The sequence below is a fragment of the Pseudomaricurvus alkylphenolicus genome (genome assembly GCF_011683955.1).
Taxonomy (GTDB): Bacteria; Pseudomonadota; Gammaproteobacteria; order Pseudomonadales; family Cellvibrionaceae; genus Pseudomaricurvus; species Pseudomaricurvus alkylphenolicus.
Window position 1 is genome coordinate 36965 of sequence record NZ_JAAQPI010000027.1, and the last position, 23485, is coordinate 60449.

General features: G+C 54.7%; 31 protein-coding genes. 7 read left to right on the plus strand and 24 right to left on the minus strand.

The annotated features are described in order from the left end of the window. Positions 1-15 precede the first annotated feature (15 nt). The 4 genes from HBA55_RS34550 to HBA55_RS34565 are packed head-to-tail and all read left to right on the plus strand — an operon-like array spanning position 16 to position 1401. Positions 16-444: a structural protein gene (locus HBA55_RS34550; protein ID WP_167000306.1), complete on the plus strand. Its 429-nt coding sequence runs from the start codon at positions 16-18 to the stop codon at positions 442-444. Continuing rightward, entirely contained in the window at positions 441-902 is a 462-nt protein-coding gene (locus HBA55_RS34555) for a hypothetical protein (protein WP_167000307.1), read from the plus strand. The genes HBA55_RS34550 and HBA55_RS34555 overlap by 4 nt, the downstream gene beginning before the upstream one ends. Further along, positions 902-1222, plus strand: a complete 321-nt coding sequence (locus tag HBA55_RS34560) for a hypothetical protein (RefSeq protein ID WP_167000308.1) — start codon at positions 902-904, stop codon at positions 1220-1222. Before HBA55_RS34555 ends, HBA55_RS34560 begins: the two co-directional genes overlap by 1 nt. Continuing rightward, on the plus strand, positions 1219-1401 hold the full coding sequence (locus HBA55_RS34565; protein WP_167000309.1) for a hypothetical protein: 183 nt from the start codon (positions 1219-1221) through the stop codon (positions 1399-1401). Before HBA55_RS34560 ends, HBA55_RS34565 begins: the two co-directional genes overlap by 4 nt. Here the strand turns inward: HBA55_RS34565 and HBA55_RS34570 are convergent. Next, on the minus strand, positions 1398-1856 hold the full coding sequence (locus HBA55_RS34570; RefSeq protein ID WP_167000310.1) for a hypothetical protein: 459 nt from the start codon (positions 1854-1856) through the stop codon (positions 1398-1400). The two genes, HBA55_RS34565 and HBA55_RS34570, sit on opposite strands and share 4 nt — an antisense overlap. Positions 1857-2247: 391 nt before the next feature. Between HBA55_RS34570 and HBA55_RS34575 the strand changes: the two genes are divergently transcribed. From HBA55_RS34575 to HBA55_RS34585, 3 genes are all read left to right on the plus strand, one after another. Next, positions 2248-2745, plus strand: coding sequence for a hypothetical protein (locus HBA55_RS34575; protein ID WP_167000311.1), 498 nt, complete (start codon positions 2248-2250; stop codon positions 2743-2745). A 526-nt stretch (positions 2746-3271) separates the two neighbouring features. Continuing rightward, positions 3272-4309, plus strand: coding sequence for a hypothetical protein (locus HBA55_RS34580; RefSeq protein WP_167000312.1), 1038 nt, complete (start codon positions 3272-3274; stop codon positions 4307-4309). Beyond that, entirely contained in the window at positions 4306-4560 is a 255-nt protein-coding gene (locus tag HBA55_RS34585) for a hypothetical protein (RefSeq protein WP_167000313.1), read from the plus strand. Before HBA55_RS34580 ends, HBA55_RS34585 begins: the two co-directional genes overlap by 4 nt. Positions 4561-4708: 148 nt before the next feature. Here HBA55_RS34585 and HBA55_RS34590 read toward each other — a convergent pair whose 3' ends face one another. The 23 genes from HBA55_RS34590 to gpM form a co-directional block, all read right to left on the minus strand. Continuing rightward, a complete protein-coding gene (locus HBA55_RS34590; protein ID WP_167000314.1) occupies positions 4709-5398 on the minus strand; it encodes a hypothetical protein in 690 nt (229 codons plus the stop codon). Between the two features lie 30 nt (positions 5399-5428). After that, positions 5429-6382: a hypothetical protein gene (locus HBA55_RS34595; protein ID WP_167000315.1), complete on the minus strand. Its 954-nt coding sequence runs from the start codon at positions 6380-6382 to the stop codon at positions 5429-5431. Further along, a complete protein-coding gene (locus HBA55_RS34600) occupies positions 6372-7085 on the minus strand; it encodes a hypothetical protein (protein WP_167000316.1) in 714 nt (237 codons plus the stop codon). Before HBA55_RS34600 ends, HBA55_RS34595 begins: the two co-directional genes overlap by 11 nt. Then, positions 7082-7642: a baseplate complex protein gene (locus HBA55_RS34605; protein WP_167000317.1), complete on the minus strand. Its 561-nt coding sequence runs from the start codon at positions 7640-7642 to the stop codon at positions 7082-7084. Before HBA55_RS34605 ends, HBA55_RS34600 begins: the two co-directional genes overlap by 4 nt. Continuing rightward, entirely contained in the window at positions 7639-8532 is an 894-nt protein-coding gene (locus HBA55_RS34610) for a hypothetical protein (protein ID WP_167000318.1), read from the minus strand. Before HBA55_RS34610 ends, HBA55_RS34605 begins: the two co-directional genes overlap by 4 nt. A 14-nt stretch (positions 8533-8546) precedes the next feature. After that, positions 8547-9170 carry a hypothetical protein gene (locus tag HBA55_RS34615; protein ID WP_167000319.1) on the minus strand — a complete coding sequence of 208 codons (624 nt, stop codon included), beginning with the start codon at positions 9168-9170 and terminating at the stop codon, positions 8547-8549. A gap of 9 nt (positions 9171-9179) precedes the next feature. Further along, a complete protein-coding gene (locus HBA55_RS34620) occupies positions 9180-12104 on the minus strand; it encodes a phage tail-collar fiber domain-containing protein (RefSeq protein ID WP_167000320.1) in 2925 nt (974 codons plus the stop codon). A 12-nt stretch (positions 12105-12116) separates the two neighbouring features. Then, positions 12117-12644 (minus strand): phage tail protein, encoded by a 528-nt coding sequence (locus HBA55_RS34625; protein WP_167000321.1) that lies wholly within the window; start codon positions 12642-12644, stop codon positions 12117-12119. After that, entirely contained in the window at positions 12634-13815 is a 1182-nt protein-coding gene (locus tag HBA55_RS34630) for a baseplate J/gp47 family protein (RefSeq protein ID WP_167000322.1), read from the minus strand. The genes HBA55_RS34625 and HBA55_RS34630 overlap by 11 nt, the downstream gene beginning before the upstream one ends. Continuing rightward, on the minus strand, positions 13815-14132 hold the full coding sequence (locus HBA55_RS34635) for a DUF2590 family protein (protein WP_167000323.1): 318 nt from the start codon (positions 14130-14132) through the stop codon (positions 13815-13817). The genes HBA55_RS34630 and HBA55_RS34635 overlap by 1 nt, the downstream gene beginning before the upstream one ends. Before the next feature lie 9 nt (positions 14133-14141). Next, positions 14142-17165, minus strand: coding sequence for a phage tail tape measure protein (locus HBA55_RS34640; protein ID WP_167000324.1), 3024 nt, complete (start codon positions 17163-17165; stop codon positions 14142-14144). Positions 17166-17204: 39 nt separating this feature from the next. Continuing rightward, positions 17205-17336 carry a DUF6890 family protein gene (locus tag HBA55_RS38265; RefSeq protein WP_420821520.1) on the minus strand — a complete coding sequence of 44 codons (132 nt, stop codon included), beginning with the start codon at positions 17334-17336 and terminating at the stop codon, positions 17205-17207. A 44-nt stretch (positions 17337-17380) separates the two neighbouring features. Beyond that, positions 17381-17674: a putative phage tail assembly chaperone gene (locus tag HBA55_RS34645; RefSeq protein WP_167000325.1), complete on the minus strand. Its 294-nt coding sequence runs from the start codon at positions 17672-17674 to the stop codon at positions 17381-17383. Beyond that, on the minus strand, positions 17649-17879 hold the full coding sequence (locus tag HBA55_RS34650; RefSeq protein WP_167000326.1) for an HP1 family phage holin: 231 nt from the start codon (positions 17877-17879) through the stop codon (positions 17649-17651). Before HBA55_RS34650 ends, HBA55_RS34645 begins: the two co-directional genes overlap by 26 nt. Further along, positions 17876-18469 carry a lipase family protein gene (locus tag HBA55_RS34655; RefSeq protein WP_338109504.1) on the minus strand — a complete coding sequence of 198 codons (594 nt, stop codon included), beginning with the start codon at positions 18467-18469 and terminating at the stop codon, positions 17876-17878. Before HBA55_RS34655 ends, HBA55_RS34650 begins: the two co-directional genes overlap by 4 nt. Before the next feature lie 83 nt (positions 18470-18552). Continuing rightward, positions 18553-18759 (minus strand): hypothetical protein, encoded by a 207-nt coding sequence (locus HBA55_RS34660; protein ID WP_167000328.1) that lies wholly within the window; start codon positions 18757-18759, stop codon positions 18553-18555. Then, a complete protein-coding gene (locus HBA55_RS34665) occupies positions 18756-19343 on the minus strand; it encodes a hypothetical protein (protein ID WP_167000329.1) in 588 nt (195 codons plus the stop codon). The genes HBA55_RS34660 and HBA55_RS34665 overlap by 4 nt, the downstream gene beginning before the upstream one ends. Before the next feature lie 22 nt (positions 19344-19365). Next, complete coding sequence (locus tag HBA55_RS34670; RefSeq protein ID WP_167000330.1) at positions 19366-19821, minus strand: phage protein; 456 nt, start codon at positions 19819-19821, stop codon at positions 19366-19368. Between the two features lie 44 nt (positions 19822-19865). Further along, a complete protein-coding gene (locus HBA55_RS34675; protein WP_167000331.1) occupies positions 19866-20978 on the minus strand; it encodes a DUF2586 domain-containing protein in 1113 nt (370 codons plus the stop codon). A gap of 2 nt (positions 20979-20980) precedes the next feature. Further along, entirely contained in the window at positions 20981-21640 is a 660-nt protein-coding gene (locus HBA55_RS34680) for a phage virion morphogenesis family protein (protein WP_167000332.1), read from the minus strand. Further along, the gene (locus tag HBA55_RS34685) at positions 21624-22112 is read right to left on the minus strand and encodes a phage tail protein (RefSeq protein WP_167000333.1); all 489 of its coding nucleotides are present in this window, start codon (positions 22110-22112) and stop codon (positions 21624-21626) included. Before HBA55_RS34685 ends, HBA55_RS34680 begins: the two co-directional genes overlap by 17 nt. Beyond that, positions 22112-22567, minus strand: a complete 456-nt coding sequence (locus tag HBA55_RS34690; RefSeq protein ID WP_167000334.1) for a head completion/stabilization protein — start codon at positions 22565-22567, stop codon at positions 22112-22114. Before HBA55_RS34690 ends, HBA55_RS34685 begins: the two co-directional genes overlap by 1 nt. Before the next feature lie 98 nt (positions 22568-22665). Continuing rightward, entirely contained in the window at positions 22666-23421 is a 756-nt protein-coding gene (gpM, locus tag HBA55_RS34695; protein ID WP_167000335.1) for a phage terminase small subunit, read from the minus strand. Between the last annotated feature and the right edge of the window lie 64 nt (positions 23422-23485).

Genomic DNA, 23485 nt, shown 5'->3' on the forward strand with positions numbered 1-23485 from the left:
ATAGGAGTTGCATTCATGCTGGTACCAGGTAACGCCGCGACGCGCGGCATTCGTAATCACAACTGGCTGAACATTCGCTACAACGAAGCCAATGACTGGGACGGGCAGACCGGGCCCGACGCCGAAGGCTTCGCCAAATTCCAGGGGCCGGAGTGGGGCATACGTGCCGCTGCAAAGCTGCTGGTCAATTACCAGGACTGGTATGGCATCAACACCGTTAAGGAAATAGTCGAGCGCTGGGCACCGGCTGCGGACGATAACGATACTGTCTCTTACATTCGCCACGTGTCCGATGTGTTGGGCGTGCATCCTATGGAAGCGTTTGACGTGCGTGAGCGTCTACAGCAGCTCCTGGAAGTGATGGCGCTGCACGAAAGCGGAGCGCTCCCGATTGGAGCCGAGCAAGTCATTTACCAGGGCATCAACATGGCGGGAGTCGTATGATCAACTTTAATCTCGATTGGAAAACCGTGGCCGCGATCACCGTTGGTGGTGTCGCGGTGTTTTATCTGATCAAGCGCGAAGCGAAAGGCGCGGTAACGGCCGTGCGCGATGCCGTGGTCGAGAGCGGTGATATCTTGAATCCGGTGAGCCCAAATAACCTGGCAAACCAGGGTGTCAACGCCGTGGTGGACATCGTGGACGATGGCATCAACAACGACTCCAACACACTCGGTACCGTGGTGCATGAAGTGGTGGAAAACGTTGACGGTGATGCGATCAATCCAACGTCGAGCGATAACCTGGCGTATCGAGGTGCGGGCGCGATCACCGAATGGTTCACCGGTGATGATCGCCCGTTCGGTGTGCAGCTCTACGAGTGGTTTAACGATGAGCCAGACATGGAATCGGCGGTGATGCCAACAGACGGGTCTGCGATCCTGACCAGGAACCATTACTGATGGCGATTACCGACTGGATCAATCCATTCAATCGCGTGGCCGATATCGTCAGCGAAGTCGTTGAGGACAAGGACGCGCGCAACAAACTTAACCACGAACTCGAAAGCCTAAAACACCAGGTGTATATCGTGGAATTAAACACCAAGACGGTGCCCTGGATTGATGCGGTGCACAAGATGGGCCGCCAGCTGATCAGCGTTACCAGTCTGATCACGGGCGTGGTCCTGGTGTACGTTAATCCTGAAATCGATCCACTGACACTGGGCGCGATCCTGGGGCCAGGAGGCATCTACAACGCAGTCAAAGGGAAAGGAAAGTGATAGAGCAGCTGGTACCGGTAATCATCGCCTCGGCCGTCACAGGTGGCGTCAGTACGTTCGCAACGGTCGTTGCGTTAAAGGTTCACATCAATTACTTGCGCGAAGCGATCGCACGTCACGAGGCGGCGATCACCCGCGCACACGCTCGCATTGATTCAATGGAGCGCGTTACCGGTTAACAGCCATACTGTCTATGCGTTTGCCGCGTCTGTTTGATCCAGGTGCGGCCTTGCTTTTCCCCGATCTCATTGGCCAGCGATTTGAACCGCCTGGCCGCACCTGGTGATACGTTTTCCAGTTCCTGGATTTGCGTCTGCACCTTGGCAAAGAAACTCGACCACCAACCCCATTCACTCATCAGCCAGTCAATCTGCTCGATCGTGGCCCAGCTCAGCGGCCTGACGGTGTTGGGACTGTGCAGCTGGCCCTTGGCAAAGCGCAAGTGCCGGGGCCAGTCCTCAGGCATGATGCGTCCGTGATACAGGTTCCAGAGGTGATCGACAAAGCCCTGGGGCGGGCGACTCTCGCCGCTGAGATAGCGCTGCGCCGTGCGCAGTGAAATCCCCAGAATCCGCGCCAAATTGTCCGCGTCGTAAGCCTGCAACACCTCGATCTTTGAACCAAATAACTCCATTTCCTATGACTCCCATGTCGGAAAATATCAAAAAACCGGCCTTTTTGGCCGGTGCGGAGTGTCGTTCAAATCATCCAAAACCCCTAATTTTGTAGGTTATTCCCAAATATTCTAAAAACGGGTTGAGGGGTGATCGAATCGGGTGAGAAGCGGTCAGATTGGCGCGGTTTTGTGTGTGTTTTGGTTATGAGGCTGTGTGCGGGGGGTTGACATCTGCATAATGGGTGACCAATTTAACATAACAAGTATTATGCGAAATTGATCAAGGAGCAAGATTATGTCAAGTCCTTTGTTTTTGGCGCAAAAATCCTCATATAACCAAACGGTCTAAAACCGGTGCTTGCAAGTTAACCGCTTTGACCGAGTTACAATCTATGAGGAAAAGGAAAATATGGAATATTTGATCAACAACGGACTCAAGCTTCATCACATCGTAAAAATTTGCCACGTCTCTGAGCGTACAGCTCGCCGCTGGCTAAGCCACCACGACAGCGTACCCAAGGCGATGAAGCGACTTCTAGAAATTGAATTCAACGGTCGCGTAATGCCTGACAAGTGGCCAGAACACTACCGCTTTAATTCGTTAGGATTACTTGAGGGAGACTCGACGCACGATGCCCTTAGCTGGAAGCAGATAGCTTGGTACTCCTACGCGGTCAGCGGTTGGCATGAGTCATTGCGACTTGTACCGGAACTGAAGGCATCAATAGACTACCTAACGAACAAAATTCCTAAAGCTGATGTAATCAAACTTGAGGAATACAGAAAACGACTCGATGAACTGAAAAAGCAATCCATGATGACCCCTGAAGAAGCCGTTCTATATGCTCGCGGCATCCTTGATGAAGAGCCGCCGAAGAAAGAGATTCACCGACTCCACGGCTGCTAAACTTTTGAGAACGCCCGTCCAAATCGGGCGTTCATCGGTCATGGTCAGATCATATATTATCCATATCGTACTAATATTATCCTGCTTTTAACTTGACGTAGGAACCAAAATTTTTGAACCCGATTGAACAAGCAGGTCAATCATTACCCGCTCACAGCAACCCCAAGTAAACACCCTAAGGAATAAGCTCTACTAGACTCGGACAAAACACCTGATTTCATATCCCCCCTTTTCTAAATCACCAAACCGTCACCACACCGAAAAGCCCGCCAGCCGTGGCCTTTCGCGATATTCGCCATTGAATGGATGTTTCAATTCCTTTCCTTATTGTTCACTTTGTGAAGAACCACCCTGCCCTAGACCCCGCACGGCCAGGGGCTTTACACTACCGCCCCGTTTCCATGACCAAAAAGGTGGGCAAAACCCGCAGGGGTGGGGAGGAGTGCCCGGCTGGCCATAGGGCGTACAATTTGTGATCAATGGCGTTTCGCAACGCCTGGGAATGTAATTGACAGGGAATAAAGGAATGTCTGACAGGAAAAACAAGAAACTCAGCGGATCTTATTGGTTCCGCGCAGTAGCCGCCGTAGGCGTTATTATCTGCCTTATCATGCTTCGCATGATCTACCTTAAGGATTTGTCGCACCGACCAGTGGATTACAGCAGCGAAGGCTGGATGAACCTCTTTAACATGCTTCAACCGGTTATTATGGTGGCAGGTGGCACCATCGTCATACTGGGTATCATCGCCACTTTACATCGATCCAAGCAGGCCGCCCAACAGATTGAATTGGCACTCAACTCTAAAGGCGCCGACCTACACCAGAAACATCGAGACTCACTGATTGAACACCTAAAGGAAGTCTACCCCGATGCCCAAAGCCAAATGACCGGCAGCTCCTTATCAGTGCGTTTCAATCCATTCAAACTGTATAGCGCCCTCTTCTCCGCTGAGGACCACGCCTTGGACGCAATGAAGGTTGCACAATTCTACGATGACGAATTACACATCAAACAGTCACTGGGAAAAGTTTACGACATACTCAGCAATCAGAGCGAGCCACTGACACTATCAGAGCAAGAAAAACTGGAACTGAAAATCGCCTCCAACAACCTTCACCGGATCTCAAAACGCTGGCATGGGTTGATCGAAACTCGTGAACTAAAGACCATGACGCTTGGCGAAGCATGTCGGTTTTTGGTGGACGCATCACTAATGTTATCGGAAGTACTGTACTTCGAATCAAAAGCCCCCATAGGCACAAGCAACATCTCCGTATCGATTAATAGAATTGAGAAGCTAGGTAACCGAGTTTATGGTATTGGCGATTGCTATCTTCTTAATTTCGTTGACGATCTAGAGTCAGGCATCATTTTCTTAGACGAATCATCAGAGATCAAATTGTTTATTGAAGAAACAACTGGCAGCGAAATAAAGATCATCACAGACAATCCAATCACACCGTCCGACGACATAAGACGACCGCATGAAGAAGTAGAAAGATACGATTCAGGAAAAATATTGTTCAAAAAATCAGTTAAAAACACCAAGGAGGAAATATGATTTTAGAAGTCTACACAAAAAATTTCGCCCGCGCGTCGGTGATTGAATTACCTGACAACCCTGTCCCCAGAGTTGGCGAGTCGATTATCTTAGAGCAAGACGCTGGCTACCTTCAGGGAACTACAGAGCTTCTAATCACTGATGTGTCGTACATTTTAAAAGACGACACGTTAACGCCGCATGTCCAATGTATTGCGAGAAACGGAGCGCATCACCGGCGCGATCTACTAGAAGAGAATGGCTGGATATAACTCAAGGAGAATGACATGCATAAATTAACCGCCGCCACCCTTTGGAATCACCAACTACCGCAATCGGCAAGTGGTGACGATGACGACGATAAATTTTCGAACACTAGCAATAAGCCCGGTCAAGGAGACAAACCCTCCTCACCGAAACCTAGTCCCCCTCAGAAGAGGAGTTAAACCGAAACAATCGAAGCAACACGTTAGGCTTTTTTGAGCGGGCTTTCTTCTTTACCCCAAATTCTACAAACTTAATCTCCTGACTCGGAATGTACGTTACCTTTTCACCCCAGTCAGGAGCATCTCTCTCAACAACTGTCCACTCTATATCTTCTGGCCCCCTCCTCAGATTTACATAGATTGCAAGATTTCCATGGAAGTCGGCCTCATAAGGGTAATAGGGCTGCCCCTCAAACTCGAAAACGTTATCACAAGCCAACCGGGTTCCGTCTTTTAAGGTGACAAAGATTCGAATAACAACGTTCTCTGTATCTTGCTGCATTCGATTCCACAGCGTGTCTATGCCGTTTTCAGTACTGATTCCCAGTTCGTACAATATCTTGAAAAGCAACCTCTGACCCTTCGCTCTCCATACCAGACCTATGCACGCAGTGAACACCACGGAAGCAATTCCACCCACCATTTGATGCACATCCAGAAACCTCATCATTAAGTAGCATACACCCCAGCCAATCAGGCCAAAAAACATAACGCTGAACAAGAGATCGTTGCCCTTTTCGTTGCTTCGGTATCCATGTTTTGCAGCAAGGTGGCCAATGTAGCCAGAGGCCAAAACCACTTGAACGTACAGTGGCAGCTGGAGAAGTTTGTCGATTGCATCCATAGGTAATCTTCCTTTTGTTACGCTAATTTCTTATTCCACTATTGGGTCCAATTGTCCCTTAATCCCGTTGGTATTACTACTCGCAGAACTAAAATCCCCGGCGTTCCCTGGCGCCTGTGTAGTTCCTCCACCAGGGTAAATACCACCGTGCGTGTGTCCCGCCAAATCGTCAGCCAATTGCTTAACGATGCCCATCAACTCACTGAGCAATTGCAGAACATTCACCGAGGTTGAACCCAACCACAGGTTGCCACCTGCCGCCACTTCGATGTGCTGATTGTTTTTCGCTTTGCTGGTTTTCTTGCGGCCAACAGTTTCATTGACATCACTGGCCGTGGTGATATTAAGATTGTCCACCGCGCTGAGGTTCAAGTGACCACCGGACAACAATTTTAACGCGCCCAGTGCCTCAATGGTTTTGATACCGCCCACCTCTTCGGTGCTGTGCCCCGCTACGCTGGCCATCTGTTGTTGCAAGGTCACCAAACTACTGAGCGCATCGAGATAGTAGCGCGTTGCCTGATCGGTGATGTTGCCGTGAGTGGATCTCAGTTTATCGCCGTTGGCACTGGTGCGCTCCTCAACACCCGTCGCCGATTGATGCAATTGCTCGCCGGGCTCAACGGCTGGTAGACCAACACCGTGCGGCAACACAGTTCGAATAAACGGCTTGTGTGGCAACCCGTAAGCAAATGCCACTTCGACTAAAGTCCCCGGCTCCGGAAACCCATAACCTCCCCGCTCCATACCTGCGCCACTTATCGGCAAAGGCACGGATCGATACAACGGCAACTCGGGATTGGGTTCGCCGGTTTCCGTCAACACGACAATGTCCACGGCGTAACGCGGCCTGAAGTCTTCCGACAACCCAGGTTCAACAACTGGGTCACTGATCGATTCAATGCGCGCAAAGTGCGGCAGATGATAGCGCCCGGTCAACTCAGGGAATTGACGCTCAACGATGCGTTTGATGTCAGCGTCCATGGGCATCGCTCCAAGGGTCAGGACTCCACGTTAATCGCATTTGATCATCCATCATTTGCACCTGAACAATGGTGTTTGCATTGTTGACCAACACACCGGGGCGAAGTTTTGGAATGGCGGCCACCTTAGCGCGATTCGCCACGCCGTACTCACTCTCCCACCGGTTGTCCATGATCAATGGCCTGGGTTGCCAGTGACTGTGCGCCCAACTGCCCACAAATACTTGCCCGTTTCCCTGCTGCTGCCACATCGGTTGTGGGATCGAGAACACCTTGGCCAGTGCGTCCATGCAATGATAACCACCACCGATGGAGTAAAACGCAGGCGCGGCCGTGTTGGCATACAATTGATCTGGCGTGACAAATTGCAAACCGGTTAACGCTCCGACGGTGGCCAGCACATCGGACAAGGTGACATTGCGCAACGACAATGGAATCCGCTGATTGAGCCTTGCCGTTAACTCCCGGCAAAAGATCCGTTGTTGCTGGTCATCGATCTTGGTGCAGGTTTCCACATACCCCACGAACCACAACTGTAAATTGTCGGGCGCGTAACCGAACGCAAACCGCACCAACCCTTTGATGGTCTCCTCAGACTGAACCGTAAACACAGCCCGTCCAGGCGTGAACAGATTCAGTCGCGCATCCTCAGAAATGAGTTTGTATTCCTTTCCGCTCACGGTCAGCAACTTAAACAGCTTCACGACAACAGATCCTCAAAAAACTGCAACGCCGATTCCGCACCCGTCAGTTGCGGCGTCTGATCCAAAATCGAACCGGTAGCCTTGTCCTTAAGCGCGCTGGCGGCGGTGTCTGTTAGTGTGGCCACGTTTACACCCTCCACCAACTGCTCTTTTACCGCGTCCAAGATTTGGCGCTGTTCTTTCTTCTCGGCAACACTAAAGTATTCCACCAGCATGAACGACACTCGCCACGCTTCGTTTTGTTCCATTTCTCGCACACTGACGTTGTCGGTGAATTGGACCTGACGAACGTTCATGGCATTGGCGGTGCGCTCATTGATGGTATAGACCTTTAACCGCCCGGCGCTGTCCACCGTTTCGGCGGTTTTGATCAACGCCGTCAGGTCCCGCTCATTCTCAAACGGAATCAATAACGAAACGGTAAATTCTTTGGGCTTGATACCATTGTTGGTTCGATCCGACGCACTGGTGGTGCCGCCCAAACTCTTTGTTTCGATGCGCATACTGGCCCGCACTTTCAGCTCAGTTTCCGGCACCGTATAGTCATCGAGCCTCACAACCCCATCACCTCTTTCACATACGCCAACTGCCCAGGCGGCGATACCATCAACACCGCCGCACAAAAAATGTATTCATGCCCTGGCGAACCGGCGGCATTTAAGGCATCGGCCAGCTGCGTTCGGGTACCGCTGTCCAAAAACAGCGCCTGCCCTGCCCCACCCGTGACACTCGCTTGAAGCGTCGACAACGCCGACTGATCCGACTGCAACCGAGACTGCTTTTTGGCAATCAACGCCTGCAACTCAGCAGTCGGAGTTTGGTTTTCACTGTCGTAAGCGCTCGCCATACTGGTGGCGCGATCAACGTGGCTGGCCCCACTTCGCGCGTTGGACCACTGCAACAAATTCTTATTAACCCATCGCGCGTTCAACGCCGCATCGGGTAACAACACCTTGTCATTTTCCAATGTCGACAATTGTTCAACCCGACGTTGCACCGCTTGCAACTCTTCGACCGGAAACACCGCATTGAATGCGCCCAACTGCTGAGCAAAATCGGACAGACTGACCGCGTTGATCAATACCGCCACCCCTTCGAGCGTGCCCACCGGCAAACGATGATCAGCCTGATCGTTCAACTTGTTGACCAGCGCCGCCACCGCATTGGGTGCGGACAGATGCCGGTAAACCCCATCACCACTGCCCACGCCCTGTTGCCAAGGATGCACACACAACGCATCAACCGACACATTGAACAGCGCTTGATGCGATGCCGCGTTAGTGCTGGCGGTATTGGCCGTGGTGGCCGTTGGGTTTTTCGTAATGCTCGGACCCGGTACCGCCGACAGCCTGCTGCCTGCCTGACTCAATTGCGCATCGCCACTGGCCGTGGCCGCTTGCGCAGCACTCACCACATCGGCGGCGCTACTGGGCCATGTAAAATTCACCGGTGCCCACATGATCACACCCGCTTGATGGCGTCGGGCCAGTCAGTGGTTAACCCGTTAACAATGGCGCTGACCTGATCTGCAAAGTCTTCTGGCCGTTCTTCCAAGGCCAACAGCGCGTCCAATTGATCCTCAGCGGCCTGACGGTTGCCCAGAATCAACCCCAAGGTGCCTTGATACAGATCCGACTTGGCCCGCACCTTAGCCACCACCACATCCACACCGACACCCCGACGCGCTGCAATTCCCGTGAGCGTTGGCACCGGTGCACTGTTGTCCAACGTCCAGGCGTCCGCCTCCAGTTTTTGCAGCGTCCAGGTTTCCACCTCTTGCACCGGGTAACCCGCTTTCAGTGACTCAATGGCTCGATTAACCTTGGTGTTGATTTTGTCGGCGGCTTCCTCCCTGATTGCATCGCTTTCGCGCGGCACCGTGGCCCACTGCTGCACCCACTGGCCGCTGACCAGCGCGGGTTTTGTTTCTTCTAACACCTCCACCAGTGAAAACACCACCGGCAACGGTGATGGCTGCACCTTGACGAACAGTGACAGCGGCAAACCCCGGTTGCGAATGTGCGACTCAAACACCGGCCACTCCAACACTTGGTCACCGGCCACCCGTGCGTATACGTCAATCATGTTTCCCCCTTATCGAAACACGTAACCCTTTTGGTTTCCGTTAGCGCCAATCAACGCCGACTTGCCATCAGACCCAATGCAACAGGAAACCCCAAACTTGTAATTGCTGCTCCCGTCACTGGCAATCAATTTAACATCGTGTTTCCACATGCCATTGTCTTTGATAAAGGTGTACACCGCGCCCTTACCGCTATCGACATCGCGAGAACCAATTAAGGCAACACTGCCGTCTTTGGCAATGTCCACCGAGTAACCATACTCGGTATCGGTTTTATCGCCTGGGTCGACATTAGGAATTTTGGTGGTGATTCCCCAGGAACCGCCGGTTTTGCGAAACACATACACCGCGCCGCTTTGAGTTTCCGGTGCCGCGCACCGTGGCGCACCGATTAAGATTTCCAATCCATCGCCCGAGATGGCCACGGCATGTCCGAAGTCATCCCCGTTACTGCTATCGACCGAAGTCAATTTGATTTCACCGCTCCACACGCCACCGCCTTGATGTTCATAGACATAAACGGCGCCGCTGTCGGTGGCGCCACCGTCATCATTGAGCGCACCCACCACAAGGACTTCCCCATCACCGGAAACATCAATGGCGTAACCAAAATAGGCCGTGGCCGTTTCAACATCCGGTTTAAACTTTTGTTCCAGCTGCCAGTTGTTACCACCGTTGCGCCTGAAGATGTGCGCAGCGCCACACATAATGGTGGTGTTGGGATCTTTGTCCGCATTGTCGCCCACGGCAATGACCGACCCGTCGTCGGAAATCGCAGCCGCCGCACCGAAGGACTCGGCATCAGTGTCTGGCACCAGCTTGGCGACCTGAGTCCAGAATCCACCCTCTTTGGAAAACACATAAGCCGATCCGTCATTACCGTCATTGGGTGAGCCAATCACAGCGATTAACCCGTTTTCAGAAATCGCAACGGAGCTACCAAAATTGTCACTGTTGGCTATGTCATTGGGTACCATCTCAAAGCCAGGACCATAGACGCCATTGTCATAGTCGTATGCCCATACCCGCCCTTGACTGGAACTGGTGGTAGACGCGGACACCATAAAGGTGCTGCCGTCTCCCGATATCGCAACACCGTAACCATAGTTGCCTTGCCCGGACTCGGTTAACTGCGCTTGCTCGCTGGCGAGATTAAACTGATCCTTGGTCACAAACGACGCTTCGGTCCACTCCGATTGATAGGTGGCGCCATTAAATCGCACTTTCGCCTTGTAGTTGGTCGATACCTCCAACTCACCAAAGGGAACGGTTTTCATCAGTTTGTCGGTAGTCTCGCCCAACACTTCCCACACCACCGCATCTTGATCATCGGTGATCCGCCAATCGGTACTTTGATGAGTATCGCGAGCACTGGGCGTGGTTGCAAAGCTGCCCGCCACCATCGTCAGCACAGACCCCACTCCGGTGGTGTTATCTTCAGGCGCGAGCAATACCGGCGTGTTGATAAACGGATCATAGAGCAACTGGAAATTGATCACGACGTGCTTTGATTCACGGCCCGCTTCATCAATCGCCTTCACAGTGACACTGCCTGCCTGATCGGCGGCAATGCTGTCCACAGTGAGGTTGATGTTTTCACCACTGGCAATGGCGCTGGTTTTGCTCGCGCTGACACTCACCGTTTCGACAACGCTGTAGGTCAGCAGCGACTGACTGCCATCAGGATCAATGGCCCCGCTAAAATTCACCGCCACCACATCGTCTCGCACCATGGCCACGGGCACGGTGTGGGCGAAGTCATTCATCCTTGGTGCCTTGTTGCTGGCGATTTCTACACTGTGTTTTGCCGCGTCCGAACGGTGCCCCAGCTCATCAACGGCCACTACTTCAAACGCCAGAAACTCACCCACCAAACCCACGTCGTTGGGAATGGACCAGTTGACGCTGGTGCCCTGCTGGGTGCTGTCATCGGGCAAGGTCCATTCGTAATACGCAATCTGTGTGTCGTGGTCGGTGCTGTCCCAAGCGCTGACCGATCCGCCCACACTCAGCGTGATGGTCTCGCCATACTTTTCGTCAATGTCGCCGTTGATCACCGGCGTGGTGACCAGAAACTGTTTTGCCCGGTACAGGTAGCGCGCCAATCCATTTTCATCCACGGCATCAAAATACTGTCGCGTGTCGGTTACCGATCCACCCGCGCTGATGTCGGCGATTTTTCGAAGGTAGTGTTGTTTGCCGTTTTCGTCCACGTAGTCAGTCTGGGGATCGGTGGAAACTACCACTGTAAAGGTTGGTCGAAGGCCACTGAAGTCCTCGACCAACGCCACGTCCAACCAAACACTATTGGGTGTCGCTGGAACCGTCACCACCTGATCGGCTTCGTTATCAATACGAACACCGTTGACGTACCCAAACCCGGCGGCCAGTGTGTACACACCCGCGCTTTCGGTGATTTCAAAGCCGTCATTAAAAAACGACTCCACACCAAACCAGTCGTTGGCGTGGTGGGTGGTTCGCGCGTCCATGCTGCGAAGGCGCACCGAATAATCAATCTGCCAACTCTGCGCGCTGATGTTGATCCCGGTAGCCTCTTTGGCACCGGAGAACGACACGGCAAAGTTTCGGTTCATGTTGTAACCGTCGCCTTGCAGCTTGGACAACAGCGGAAAGGTGGACACCGCAAACACTTGCCCGCCATCAGTGACCAGCGCCATGTAATTAAAATCGAAGTCGCCAATGTCCGAACCCATGACCAGAGAATAGGCCACGGTGTTGCTGTTGATCAGACCGGCCGCCGTCACCGGCGCTTCATACACCTGCTCACCCACGGGCGGCAGTCCTGCCTCGCGATCAATGGCCGCCGCCGGGTCCAACCCCGGCACGTTGGCCAACACAAATTTGTCGATGGCCAGTTGTCCGGCCTGCGCCGAGGCAATCAAACTTTCTCCGGCGGTGGTAATGACAGAACTCATGATCAAACCCTTTTACAGTGACGCCAACACGTTGTGGTCATCGCCGTTAAAATCGGCACACACCACGTCGATGGTCATTTTGTCAGATACGGAAAATTCAAATCGGCGACAGGTGCGCCCATAGTTGCGGGCCAATTCCGCCAGCAAGTCGGGCTGGGTGGCCAACTGTTCGTCGCTGACTGCCACTTGCACCACGTCCCAATCCCGATTGGGTACCCGGTCCCAGACCTCGATGCCTTCAAAACCCAAGCGGCCAAAGATGAGTTTTAACCCCTCTTTGGTACCCGCGTCTTTGTAGTTGTCCAGCGCGTGCTTAACTCGCAATCGATAGAGCGCTTCGTCTTCACTGGGCAGACGATCCACCCGACGCTCCCAACCGATCAGCTCCAACACCTTGGCATCGCAGGTATCAATGTCTCGATGAGTGGTGGCCCACTGCGCCCAGATGGCCAACTGCTCCCACCACTTGCCCGCCGCCGCCTTGATTTTTTGAACGTTGTCGGCCTGCAACCAAACCGGCAGTGTGATGTTAAGAGCCATGCACGGTCACCGTTAAACTGTTCAAACGGGGAATGGCCCAGCCGTTCACGATACTGCCTTGATCGAACACAATGTCGTCGGCGTTGACAAACTGTCGGTGTAACTCTTGTCCCAACCGGGATAATGAAAAGCGACTGTCAGGGAAAGTAAGCGTCGGTGTATAGTCCACGTTTTCACGAAACGCCGCGCGAATCATTTGCTCAACGTCCGAGCGCAACTGCGCCTTGTCGGGCGAAGGCAGCCCCGACACCGCGTACACATCCACCACCAAATCGTGTTGCGTCGACGGCATGGACAACACCTGAATGTCATCGCCCAAGCCCCGGTTGCCATTGAGCATGATGTGATCTTGCACCTGGGTTAAGAACGCGGCGTCGGGCTCACCGGTATCGAGCAGCAAATAAATGTTGGCGGTACCGGGACCACGCGGCGCATCGTGTTCGATAAACACATTACGAATGTGCAGCCCCGCGTACTCGGTGACAATCGCCAGATACCCCGAATCAATGTGCCACTGATTCACCGCACCAAACTGGTTTCGCACACGGTCGCGCAAGTCGTCGTCGGCCTCGATATCCGCCCCCGGTGTGGTTAACCAGGTACTGGTGTTGGATGCTGATGTGATGCCCGCCAGCGGTGCCGGCAATACCGCGTAATAACCAGCGGCGAGATTGTAAGCCTCCCCGGTGTTTTCCGCTTCCACTTCGATCTCGATCTGACTTTCGCCATCAGCAAAGATGGCTTCGGCCACGGTGGCGACTCGGTACACAGTGCCATTGATAGGCGGTGATTCCACGACGGTGCCCGCCGCTACCGTCAAGGTGCCGGTGCTGTCGCTTCGGGTAAACAGGATGTTGCCCTTCGCCTTGACCGCCCCTTTGCGCGTGACGTTCGCACCCCAGGCCAAAATATCCAAGTGCCCGCCGGTGGCCGTTTTCACAAAGGAGTTGGGCAACCATTGAGTGACAATGAGATTCACCAACCACATCAACGGTTGGGTGACAATCGCGTAAAACAATCGCCAGAACGGTGACACCGAGGAGTCGTTGCTGACGACGCTGCCTTCAGCCTCCAACATCGCTTGCCACTCGGCTTTGGCCGCCGCTTCGGTGGTCGGAATGCCCGCCTCTTGCACCAGCGCCTGAAAGTCTGTGCTGTGATCTTCTGCCATTACACGGTCACCTCTACCGGTCCATATTCTTGCGTGTCAGCGGTGATAAAGATGGTTTCCACATCGGTGCGAGTCACCCGAGCCGTACCGGGCACAATGCGCACATCGTTTTCCACCAAGGTCTCGATTCGATTCAAAATGGTTTTGACCGCATCAACGTCACGCTCGCCGATGATTTGCACCAACAACCCACTCTCTCGCACCAAGTGCTTCACATCCTGGGCAATCGAGGCGCGATCACTGATCAACAGCGGCTGCACGGCCACGTCCAAGGTCAGGTCATCGTCCGTAATCAATAAATCAATGTACTTGGTCACCTCTGCCCCCTAAGCCATCGTCAAGGCGTCTTCGATCAACCACGGATCCACCGGCTGTGTGGTGTTCACTTCCAGCTTTTCAATGTGGTTACCCTTGTTGTTGGTGACCGCGTTGGTGATCTGCTGCAACAGACCTCCGGCCACCACACCGCCCACCGGTCCATCGTTCAGACTCGGAGCGGCCAAGGCCAAGTCGGCTTTTTCTTTCTCCACTCGCTCCAAGGCGCCGCCGTCGTTCACGGCGTTGAGCGCATCGAGCCCCGCGAGTTTTCCCAACACCGGCATTACGCCGACGCTCAACGCTTGTAGGGGTGGCAATGCATCGAGCACGGGTGAGACACCCACGGTTGCCGTCTGAGGCAGCGCGGGCGGTGGCAATAAGGTTTGCACCAAACTGGCCGCTTGCGGTGGCAGCACGTTGCCCAACACCTGATCGATCAACTGGGTGGCCACTGGCAACGGCTCACTCAACCCGGGGACCGCCCCCAGCAACTGAGGAACAATGCCCATCACGCCACCGGCTTCGTCCGGCGCTGGCGCGGGCAACAGCTGGGGAATCACCGATTGCACCAACTCCGGCAGCGCCGTAGGCACATCACCGGTGACCCGCTGCAAGACGGTCTGCAACAGATCGGGCGCCTGAGCGGGCATCTGCGCGGCGTCAAACACCGGTGCGTTGAGCGTTCCATTGAGCTTGTCGGCCCAGTCCGGCATGTCACCGCCGAACGCGGCCCAGATATCCAGCGCCCCGTTGATGTTGTCGAAGGCGCTGGGAATGATCTTAGCGGCCACTTGTACCGATTCGGGCAACTGGGGTTCCACCCCTTGCCATACGGTTTCGATCACCTGGGTCAGTGTCGGCGCGGTGGCTTGCACAGGCCCCACTAGGGTCTGTGTCACGGCCTGGGTCAGTGCGGGCGCCTCAAAGCTCACAGGCGCCGCCTGAGCGGCTACGGGTGGCAATGGGTCTGCCACACGCTGAACGGCCTGTACGGTTGACGACGGCCCAGGCAGCGCCCCTGCCCGACGTTCAACCGTCTGTACAGCGGTAGGCACCACAGGCATAGCCCCGACCTGTCGATCCACGGTTTGCACGGCGGCCGGTACCGAAGGCAGCGCCCCGGCCTGCCGCTCTACCGACTGCACCGCCGCAGGCGCCGTGGCCGGAGCCTGGGCAGCGTGGACTGTCGCAGGTCCATCAAGTACAGTCGGCGCGATGGACGGCGTTTTGATCACAGGGTCAGCAGCAGGTGGCGCACTCAGCGCTTCCACCGCAGGCGGCAATGGAGTATTGACCACTGGCGGCACCACCGCAGGATCGACTTTGTCATCGCCAAACCAACCCATCACCGATTTGACCAACCCGTTGTCGGCCACCGATTTCAAGGCCGCCGCACCCTTATTACTCAGCTCCCAGAATTTGCCGATCAATTGTCCAATGAGCTTAACCACCAACCCAATGCCGTCGGTGACTTTATCCAGCCCCCAAAGCACCGCCTTAAACATGGGCGTGGTGCCCAGGTAACTGAACAAGGATCCGAAGGTGTCCATCAATACGCCCACCCAGGACACCAGCAGATCAAAGCCCGCGCCGAGCGCTTGCATCTGAAGACGCAACAACTGGAAGATGACTGATTGCTCCAACGCCGCGGTTACTCGATCCCAGTACACCACCAAGCCGGTGAGCGCCGCACCGAGCAACAACACACCACCGACCACCCAGGTGATGGGGTTGGCCCAAAGCGCGACGTTAAAGAGCATCATGGCCACGCGACCCAACGCCAACACACCGTTAAACGCGCCCATGACCGTGGTCGCTAAACCAGAGACCAACGTAAAGGCGGCCATGGCACCGGCCAGACCAAACATCGTCAGGATACCGATGCCCACCACGCGCGTGAGATTGGGGAACATTTCCGTCCACCGCATGATCGTATCGGCGCCGCTGGTCAGCGAATCGAGTACCGGCAGCAGAACAGGCTGAACGACTCGACCGAAGACCGTTCGAACCGCAATGCCTGCCGCCGATAAACGCTCCCAAGGATCAACCATGGCCTGGGCCATCTTTTCGGCTTTTTCCATGCCCTTGACTTGACCCAGTTGCGCAATGCTGCCTTGAAGTCCGCCCACGTTCTGAGACAACAGTTTAATCAGCCCCACCGCTTCGGCAGACCCAAAGGCTTTTTTCAACACGTCCGATTCAGCCAACTTGTCGATGTCACCAAACTTGCCTTGCAACTTTTGCAGGATGTCGATCATGGGCAACAGGCGCCCATTGCTGTCGGTGAACTTTAGATTAAGTTTATCCTGCGCTTTGCCAACACCGGCCAGGAATGCGCGGTATTTGGTGCCCGCTTCGCTGCCGCTCATGGTTGCTTGCAGTGTGCCCAAGATCGCCATCTGTTCGGACATGGCCACACCGTGGCTTTGCGCTTCGGCCCCGAGGTTGGCAAAACTGGCCGCCATCTCGCTACCGGTGGTTTTGAACATTTGCACCGCGTTGGCCGTTTGACCGGTGAGCATCTCTACCCACTGAGCTTTGCCCATGGCATTGGCCTGATTCTGGAAAATACCGTACATGGTGCCCATGTAGTCGGTAATCACCGCCGAGTCGGATTTGGTGGCCTTAGCCAGCACACCACTGGCTAGGGTAAATTTGGAGAGCTCACCGCCGGTCAATCCAGCAATGGCACTTTGAATGTCATAGGAGGAGCTGACAAAATCCGTTGCCACCTCGCCGTATTTGATCGAAAACCTGAGTGATGTTCGTTCGAGTTGCCTGAGCGCCGCATCGGCAACCCCCAGGCTTTTGACTTCGCCAACGGCGCGATCCATGGCAATGGCTGGCGCCAACGCCCCCTCAATCGCACGACCGGCGCCCCAGAGTCCCGCCACACCGACGCCCATGCGAGCTAACCCGGCGGTGGTACGCCGGTTGATGTCGTCAATGGTTTTGGCCACCTTGTTCGCCGGTCCCGTGATCTTATCGATCATCGAGATGGTGAACATCAGCTTTTCGAATCGACTGGACATGCGCCCCTCACGACGGTTCGGTGGGTAATAAAAATGGGGTCAGCGACTGAACGCCTTCGCAATGCCGTTTGTGATTGCCGCTTCCATGCTTTGCCAGTGACGACGCTCTAAAAACAGCGCCAACCCCATGTTCTCTTCGTTGTATTCGCGCCCCGGCAAATGTTTTTCCACCAGGGCACACAGATGATCAAAACCGTTATCAGCGATTTGCTTCGCTATTTCTTCAGCTTTTTTGCCACGATACCCAGATCAGGCGAGTACTCGGTCACGATGCTGGTGGCGATCTCCATTTCCGCGCCTGGGTTTTCTTCCAGGATGGTGATCACCGCGTCTCTGTTTTCATCAATCACGGTGTTAACCACGAGGTTATGACTTGGCGCAACCTTGTTGTTGGGCAGCATGGTGTTGATGTACTTGTTGTAGTCCTGGCGCGACACACGGAAGGTGTAATCTTGATCCAGAATCGTGACAACGATGGCTTGTTCATTGGCTTTGGTTTTTGCGGCCATGTGAATTTTCTCCGTTTAAAAATGAGTGCTGGAGCTTCTGCTTTTCCAGCTTCAGGTTTTCGCGCTTGTAGTACCAATTCACCACCATTGTGATGGCGCCGGTGGCCAGTACGCCAAGCGAAATCAATTGGTTGAACGTCAAGGCGTGGAGTGAGCCCAATACAGTAACCATCCACTGCATCAACAAATTCTGTTTTTCGTTCACGGTCGATCCCTTAACGCGCGCACGTAGTTGTCCATATCGTGATCGGCCCAGTTGGGCCACGCCTTTTCGGCCTGACCCAGATTCGTCGCCACTACCGGATGTCGATAAATCAAACCCGGCGGCAACCACTTAGGCACAATGTCATTACCAAAGCGGTAGTGATGTAACTCAGTCTCGTCCCAATCCCTGGCACCGGCAAACACACGCGGTGATCCAAACCCCACCCACGCTTTAACGTGGTAACGGTGATAACGAAGCGCCAGGGCGCAGGCCTGCGCGATCGCACCACCGGCCGAATGCCCCGTGCACAAAATTGGCTTGCGCTTGTCGATTACATCGCGCAGCTTCAAGTCCAAGATGCGCGTTGCCCCGTTCATAAAACCCGCGTGCCCCCAACCCAATCGAGTCGACCGGCGAGGTCTTACCCACAAGTCACGAACAATGTCCACCAGCTTGTCAGCTTGCGTGCCCCGAAACGCCAACACCTGATGACCGCGAAACTGAATCACCAACACTTCCACGCCGTGAACACTCACGGTGTGACGGTGATACGCCTCTTTGGCAAACAGTGCCAACTGTCGATGACTCACGTTCAAAACTGACACTCCCAGTACACTAAAACTTCTTTCGGTCGAATCCGTACACCGTAGTCACACGAATGGCGACGGTGCTTTCATTCTCCGGCGCACTCAATGCGAATTCGATGCGGTGCGGTCGCCTTATCGATGCGAGCGCGCAACGCTTCACGGGAACCCGTGTGCATGTCGCACCAGCGAGTCACCACTTTTTGTGCCACTGCTTCCACACGTTCCTCATTGCAACCACTGGACAACATCGCCATCAAAACCATCACCGAAACCACAACCGCTGACTTTTTCATTTCCAAAGATCCGCCTCTTCAATCAAGGTGTAAGAAAACCGCTCGCCCCACTTCACCGCCGCCTTGCGACACAGCGCCATCAAGATGTCAAAGTCCGCTGCACTGGCCAGCACCTGACAGCCCGCCGACCATCGGTCAACCATGGTGCTCTCGCCCACCGGTGTCGCCCGGTGGCAGTTGATACCAAAGAGCCCGGTTTCTTTGACTTCGCTGTCCAATTGCGAATCGCGATCATTGTCGCGGTACACGGTAATCAGTCCGCACTGAACCAGCGCGGGGTACCGTCCTTGGTGTTTGCCCAGCCTCCATAGTCCAGGGTATTGCCCTGGCCGAACAATCGCAGTCCCCAGTACGTTGGCGGGATGGGCTCGCCAATACAAACCGGGGTCGGTGGTGCAGAGAAACGCGAACATCATTCTTTGACCACCCGAGCGAAACGACACGGTCAACCAATCGTTAAACTGATTGCTGTGCTTGTCCGCACCGCGAATACCCACCAAATTCAGGTTGTAGTCGCCATCGTCAAAAAAGCGATAACCTTTTGACAGCAATGCGTTTCGGATCGAGTCGTAACTGATGGACATGTGCGTTTCTCATAGGCCGACGTTAAATCAGATTTTGAATCTCTTTGGCGTCGATGTAGGGCACACCGTTGATCTTGACGAAGTCGTTACTGGTCACGTCGTAACTCAACTTGTGCGTCAGCTTCTCGCCACCGTCAGCCTGTGCATTGAGCAGATCGTTGATGCGCAACTTACAGCCGAAGGCTTCAATGGTCAGCTTGTCGGTGGTGCCCTCTCCGTTGGCCACGAAGTCGAAGGGCTCAAGCGCGCTGAAACTGCCCGCTTGCTTGGCCGCGTCCAAAATGGTTTGCAGGTTGGCCGTGTCCACGGTGATGTCACCGCTGGCGCCTTTGTCGCCAGACACCCAACCGTTGGGCACGCCTTTACTTTTCGTGACCTTGGTGTTGTCCTCAATGTTGAGGGTTACCTCTTCGGCGTGCACCAGCAGCGCGCCCAGCATAAAATCAATGTCCTTACCGCTCAGTCTTTGACCGCTCATCGGCTTATCTCCAGTCAGTTAACGGGTGGTTTACCGGGTGGGGCTTACTGCCCCGCTCCACTCAGATCCAAGGCGATGTTGCCCACAATCTCTTTCGGCGAGTTGTAAGGCGTCAGTTTGAAATACACCTCCACCCGCGTGGTGGTTGGCCACACAATGGTCACATCCCCATCTTTCGGCGGCTTGATCTCACCAGGGCGATGCTGACCGGCAAAGGTGGTGGCCTTGCTCATGTCGCGCAGCGGTCCTGCAAAATACGTTTGGTTCGCAGCAATGCTCAACGGCGTGGAATTCAGGCCACGGTCGGCAATCTTGGCGATCTGCAACAGGCGAATCGCGCGAGCGGCCTTGTCGACCACGCGCAGGTTTTCCACCACCTGATAGTCACCACCCGGCGCGTCGAGCAGATAGAAATTACTGAAGTACACACCGGGATAATCGACGTAGGTTTGCACACAGCTCAGCCGGTTGGCATCCAGCGCTTGCAACGTGGCGTTGTCCAATGCCACCCCATTGGTGTCGACGGGAACGGCGCCCAGCCCCAACACAGGACCCGTGCCGGTGCGCATGGGACTGTCGGCAATACTGACCCCGTCATTACACAAACGTCCGATGGCCACACCCAAATCGTTGCCGTGCAACTGAGGCACCACACCCACCCGGTACGCTGCCACCGAATCGGTAATGGCCGCCTGGGCGGTGATGTAGTCCGCCCAGGATTGCGTGCCCGCATCAATGCCAGCGGTGGCCGTGGCGATAATTACACGACGACCCAGCGTGGTGCGCAGGCTTTCGGCCTTGGTGTGCATCGCGTCCAAATCGGAACTGTCCGTCGCAGGCGTACACAACACGATGAACTCAGGCGATACCGTGGCCATGGCTTCATCCACCACATCCTCCCAGGTGTACCCGGCGAGTCTCGGCGCGGCGAAGCACTGCCAGTTTTCACCACCGTTGTCACGCGCGGCGATCACGTTGCGCTTGATCTCGCTGTCATTGACACCCAACAGGTCTTCAAAATCCGATTGCCCGTTGATGGCCATGATGGCGCTGGTGTTTTTAGTACCCACGCCGATAAACAGCGCCTTTCGCTCAATGGCTGGCGTTCCGCCCTGAGCCAGATTCAAATTGTTGGTGGTGACTTTACCTTGTGCCATTGTCATGCCCCTTTGCGTTTTAGCATGTTGTCCATAATGGTTGTCGCCAGTGCGTCGACATCGTCATCACTGGCCCCGAGAAAAGAGCGGGCGGGCAACTCGGTCACCCAGCTTTGCGCCTTGTCCTCTTCACCCAGTATCGTCATCAAGATACCGGCCTTGCGTTGCGTCAGATTTTCGGTGATCCAGCGAAGGCTTGGACGCTTCCAACCTTTGCCGTTCTCTCGCCGGATTTTGTAACCCAGTGCGAGCAGCGCTTTACCCATTCGACGTGTGGCCATGGTGTTGGCCTCTTCCGTTTTACGACGCCGTTTGATCTGTGATGCCCTGACCGTTTCTCGGTGACCCTTCTGGTGCAGAAAGGCCACACCGCTGAGCCATCGCTTACTGAGATCCACCCGGCCCTTGTCTTCGGAGTAGTAGGTCTGAAGACTACGCCCAAAATTACGAAATCCCTTTTTGGTGCCCTTCCGCTTCTTTTTGCGCGGTGCCCAGGGCTTCCCGTCTAAATCCTTTTTTTCACGAATCCGTTTCCGGCTCGCGGTGCGCACCTTGCGCATGACCTGACCCAGGATCCGCTTACGCTTGATCGGCGGCAGCTTGAGCATGTCGGTCCAGACTTTGGCCCGATCCGCGCCATCAACATCAACTCGGATGGACATACGGTTTGTCGGTCGGCCTCGATTCATCGTCACCGACGGCCGCTTCATTCGGCAGCGTCACCGGCACGTCGGCCACATCCCAGCGCTGACCGATAAACAACACTTTGCCGTTGTCGACCGGCACCAAATCAATGTCTTCAATGAACGCCACCCGAAAAGCCACATCGGCGGCCCTGGCATCCACGATATCAATATCAATGTCGGGCGGCGGTAATCGATCATCTTCGCGGGATGGATCGTTGTCCATCAACCAAGTGCACAGCAACGCCAGCAACACATCTTCATTCCCGGTGAATCGCTCGATGCTGATGATGGCGTCATACCGCAACCGGCAAATTCGTATGCCATGCCCCAACCGCTTACCGGCGGGCTCCGGCGTGCCGTTTTCCATCCAACTGTCGATTTGGTTTTCATCCACCAAATTCTGTTCGATCAGATAACGGGTTAACCCGGCCAGCTTTTGCAACGCCATCAGATCAGATCCACCGTGATCGAGGTGCGAATGCCCTTCAGTCGACGAATGCACCGGTCACTGTCGGCCATCAACGCTTGGTGCACGCTGTCGCCCTCTTTGGCCATGTCCGCCGAGCTTTCCCGACGGCTGAACGTTTGGAAGTCTTGAAGCAATTCGGCTTTGGCCCGATAAAACACCGCACTCAAGTAGTAGGTTTTAAAATCGGTGCCATTGGCCGTGTCCATGTCCTCAAGGCTTAAGTGCCCGTCGGCTTCCCACAGCGCGCGTTGCTCCTCTAACACGTCGTTGACCAGGTTACGCGCCAACTTTAACTGATGCTCGACCGCCTCTTGTGCCAATTCAGCAGGCACCCGATGAATTCTCTGAAAATCCCCGAGTGACAGTTCAGGAAAAAAGTCAATGTTCGACAGACTGCTTTCCAAAAATGTCTCTTCTTTACCGGTAAAGGCCATACTGCAATCTCACTAAAAAAGCGGAACTCGATTGGTTCACTGGAAAACCTAGGTCAGTAAACCAATTCCCCAATCGGTCCGCTTGGGGGGGGTAGTCTTTATTCAGCCGCGTCGGCTGCGTCACTGTCAGCGGGTTCAGCATTCCCTTCAGGCTTTGCGTTTTCACCCAGCTTTGCGGCCAACTTATCAAGTCGGGTTTTGACGCCAGCCCTTTCGTTTTCCTCTTGAGCCTGACGATAGAACGCCAGCGCTTCGGGCAGCTCGCCGTGTTGCTCAGCAATCATCCCGGCAATACGGAACGGTTTTCCCCGTGCGATCACCTGGGCCACTGGCCACGTGTTGCTGGTAACCCTCTGGCACACTTCGTCAATGTAAGGGCTGGCACTTTGCCCGGCCTTATATTGGCGTTCAGCCCAGTCCGAAATGGCTTCGGTGAAGTAGGTGGGCAGATCACGCTTAAAATGCGCGGGCGCGTTTTGCTGCTGCTCAATGGCGGCGTCACACAAGGGCAAGGCCACTTCCAGATCGTCGGCGTCAATGGCCCAGATGGCGCACCACACCAACAGCGGATTGCTGTGCAACGCGCCGCTCTCCAAATACGCCATCACTTTGGGCACATACTTGGGCAACAGCTCATCGCGTTTCAGTGCGATTTTTTCCTCGACCTTTTTGCGCGTACTGAGTCGATCCAAATCCTGTTCCAGCGCCACCAACAGCGTGGTGTGCTCATTGGCGTTGGGGATGATACCAGCGGATCGGATCACTACGGACTCTTCGGCCTGGGTCTCCCCTTCACGCTTTTGGCGCTCCAGCTCGCGGCAACGCTGCTGGTGAAGCTTGGTAATAATGGCCATGATTAAGCCTCAATGAATTAGAGTTAACCGGCCTGGGCGCACCCAGGCCTTAGCAATTTGTTCT

Bases quoted from the DNA above. Each gene is read 5' to 3' on its own strand.
- HBA55_RS34550 (WP_167000306.1), top strand. From the start codon at position 16: ATGCTGGTACCAGGTAACGCCGCGACGCGCGGCATTCGTAATCACAAC.
- HBA55_RS34555 (WP_167000307.1), top strand. From the start codon at position 441: ATGATCAACTTTAATCTCGATTGGAAAACCGTGGCCGCGATCACCGTT.
- HBA55_RS34560 (WP_167000308.1), top strand. From the start codon at position 902: ATGGCGATTACCGACTGGATCAATCCATTCAATCGCGTGGCCGATATC.
- HBA55_RS34570 (WP_167000310.1), bottom strand. From the start codon at position 1,856: ATGGAGTTATTTGGTTCAAAGATCGAGGTGTTGCAGGCTTACGACGCG.
- HBA55_RS34575 (WP_167000311.1), top strand. From the start codon at position 2,248: ATGGAATATTTGATCAACAACGGACTCAAGCTTCATCACATCGTAAAA.
- HBA55_RS34580 (WP_167000312.1), top strand. From the start codon at position 3,272: ATGTCTGACAGGAAAAACAAGAAACTCAGCGGATCTTATTGGTTCCGC.
- HBA55_RS34585 (WP_167000313.1), top strand. From the start codon at position 4,306: ATGATTTTAGAAGTCTACACAAAAAATTTCGCCCGCGCGTCGGTGATT.
- HBA55_RS34590 (WP_167000314.1), bottom strand. From the start codon at position 5,398: ATGGATGCAATCGACAAACTTCTCCAGCTGCCACTGTACGTTCAAGTG.
- HBA55_RS34595 (WP_167000315.1), bottom strand. From the start codon at position 6,382: ATGGACGCTGACATCAAACGCATCGTTGAGCGTCAATTCCCTGAGTTG.
- HBA55_RS34615 (WP_167000319.1), bottom strand. From the start codon at position 9,170: ATGATTGACGTATACGCACGGGTGGCCGGTGACCAAGTGTTGGAGTGG.
- HBA55_RS34620 (WP_167000320.1), bottom strand. From the start codon at position 12,104: ATGAGTTCTGTCATTACCACCGCCGGAGAAAGTTTGATTGCCTCGGCG.
- HBA55_RS34625 (WP_167000321.1), bottom strand. From the start codon at position 12,644: ATGGCTCTTAACATCACACTGCCGGTTTGGTTGCAGGCCGACAACGTT.
- HBA55_RS34630 (WP_167000322.1), bottom strand. From the start codon at position 13,815: ATGGCAGAAGATCACAGCACAGACTTTCAGGCGCTGGTGCAAGAGGCG.
- HBA55_RS34640 (WP_167000324.1), bottom strand. From the start codon at position 17,165: ATGTCCAGTCGATTCGAAAAGCTGATGTTCACCATCTCGATGATCGAT.
- HBA55_RS34645 (WP_167000325.1), bottom strand. From the start codon at position 17,674: ATGGCCGCAAAAACCAAAGCCAATGAACAAGCCATCGTTGTCACGATT.
- HBA55_RS34660 (WP_167000328.1), bottom strand. From the start codon at position 18,759: ATGAAAAAGTCAGCGGTTGTGGTTTCGGTGATGGTTTTGATGGCGATG.
- HBA55_RS34665 (WP_167000329.1), bottom strand. From the start codon at position 19,343: ATGTCCATCAGTTACGACTCGATCCGAAACGCATTGCTGTCAAAAGGT.
- HBA55_RS34670 (WP_167000330.1), bottom strand. From the start codon at position 19,821: ATGAGCGGTCAAAGACTGAGCGGTAAGGACATTGATTTTATGCTGGGC.
- HBA55_RS34675 (WP_167000331.1), bottom strand. From the start codon at position 20,978: ATGGCACAAGGTAAAGTCACCACCAACAATTTGAATCTGGCTCAGGGC.
- HBA55_RS34680 (WP_167000332.1), bottom strand. From the start codon at position 21,640: ATGTCCATCCGAGTTGATGTTGATGGCGCGGATCGGGCCAAAGTCTGG.
- HBA55_RS34685 (WP_167000333.1), bottom strand. From the start codon at position 22,112: ATGGCGTTGCAAAAGCTGGCCGGGTTAACCCGTTATCTGATCGAACAG.
- HBA55_RS34690 (WP_167000334.1), bottom strand. From the start codon at position 22,567: ATGGCCTTTACCGGTAAAGAAGAGACATTTTTGGAAAGCAGTCTGTCG.
- gpM (WP_167000335.1), bottom strand. From the start codon at position 23,421: ATGGCCATTATTACCAAGCTTCACCAGCAGCGTTGCCGCGAGCTGGAG.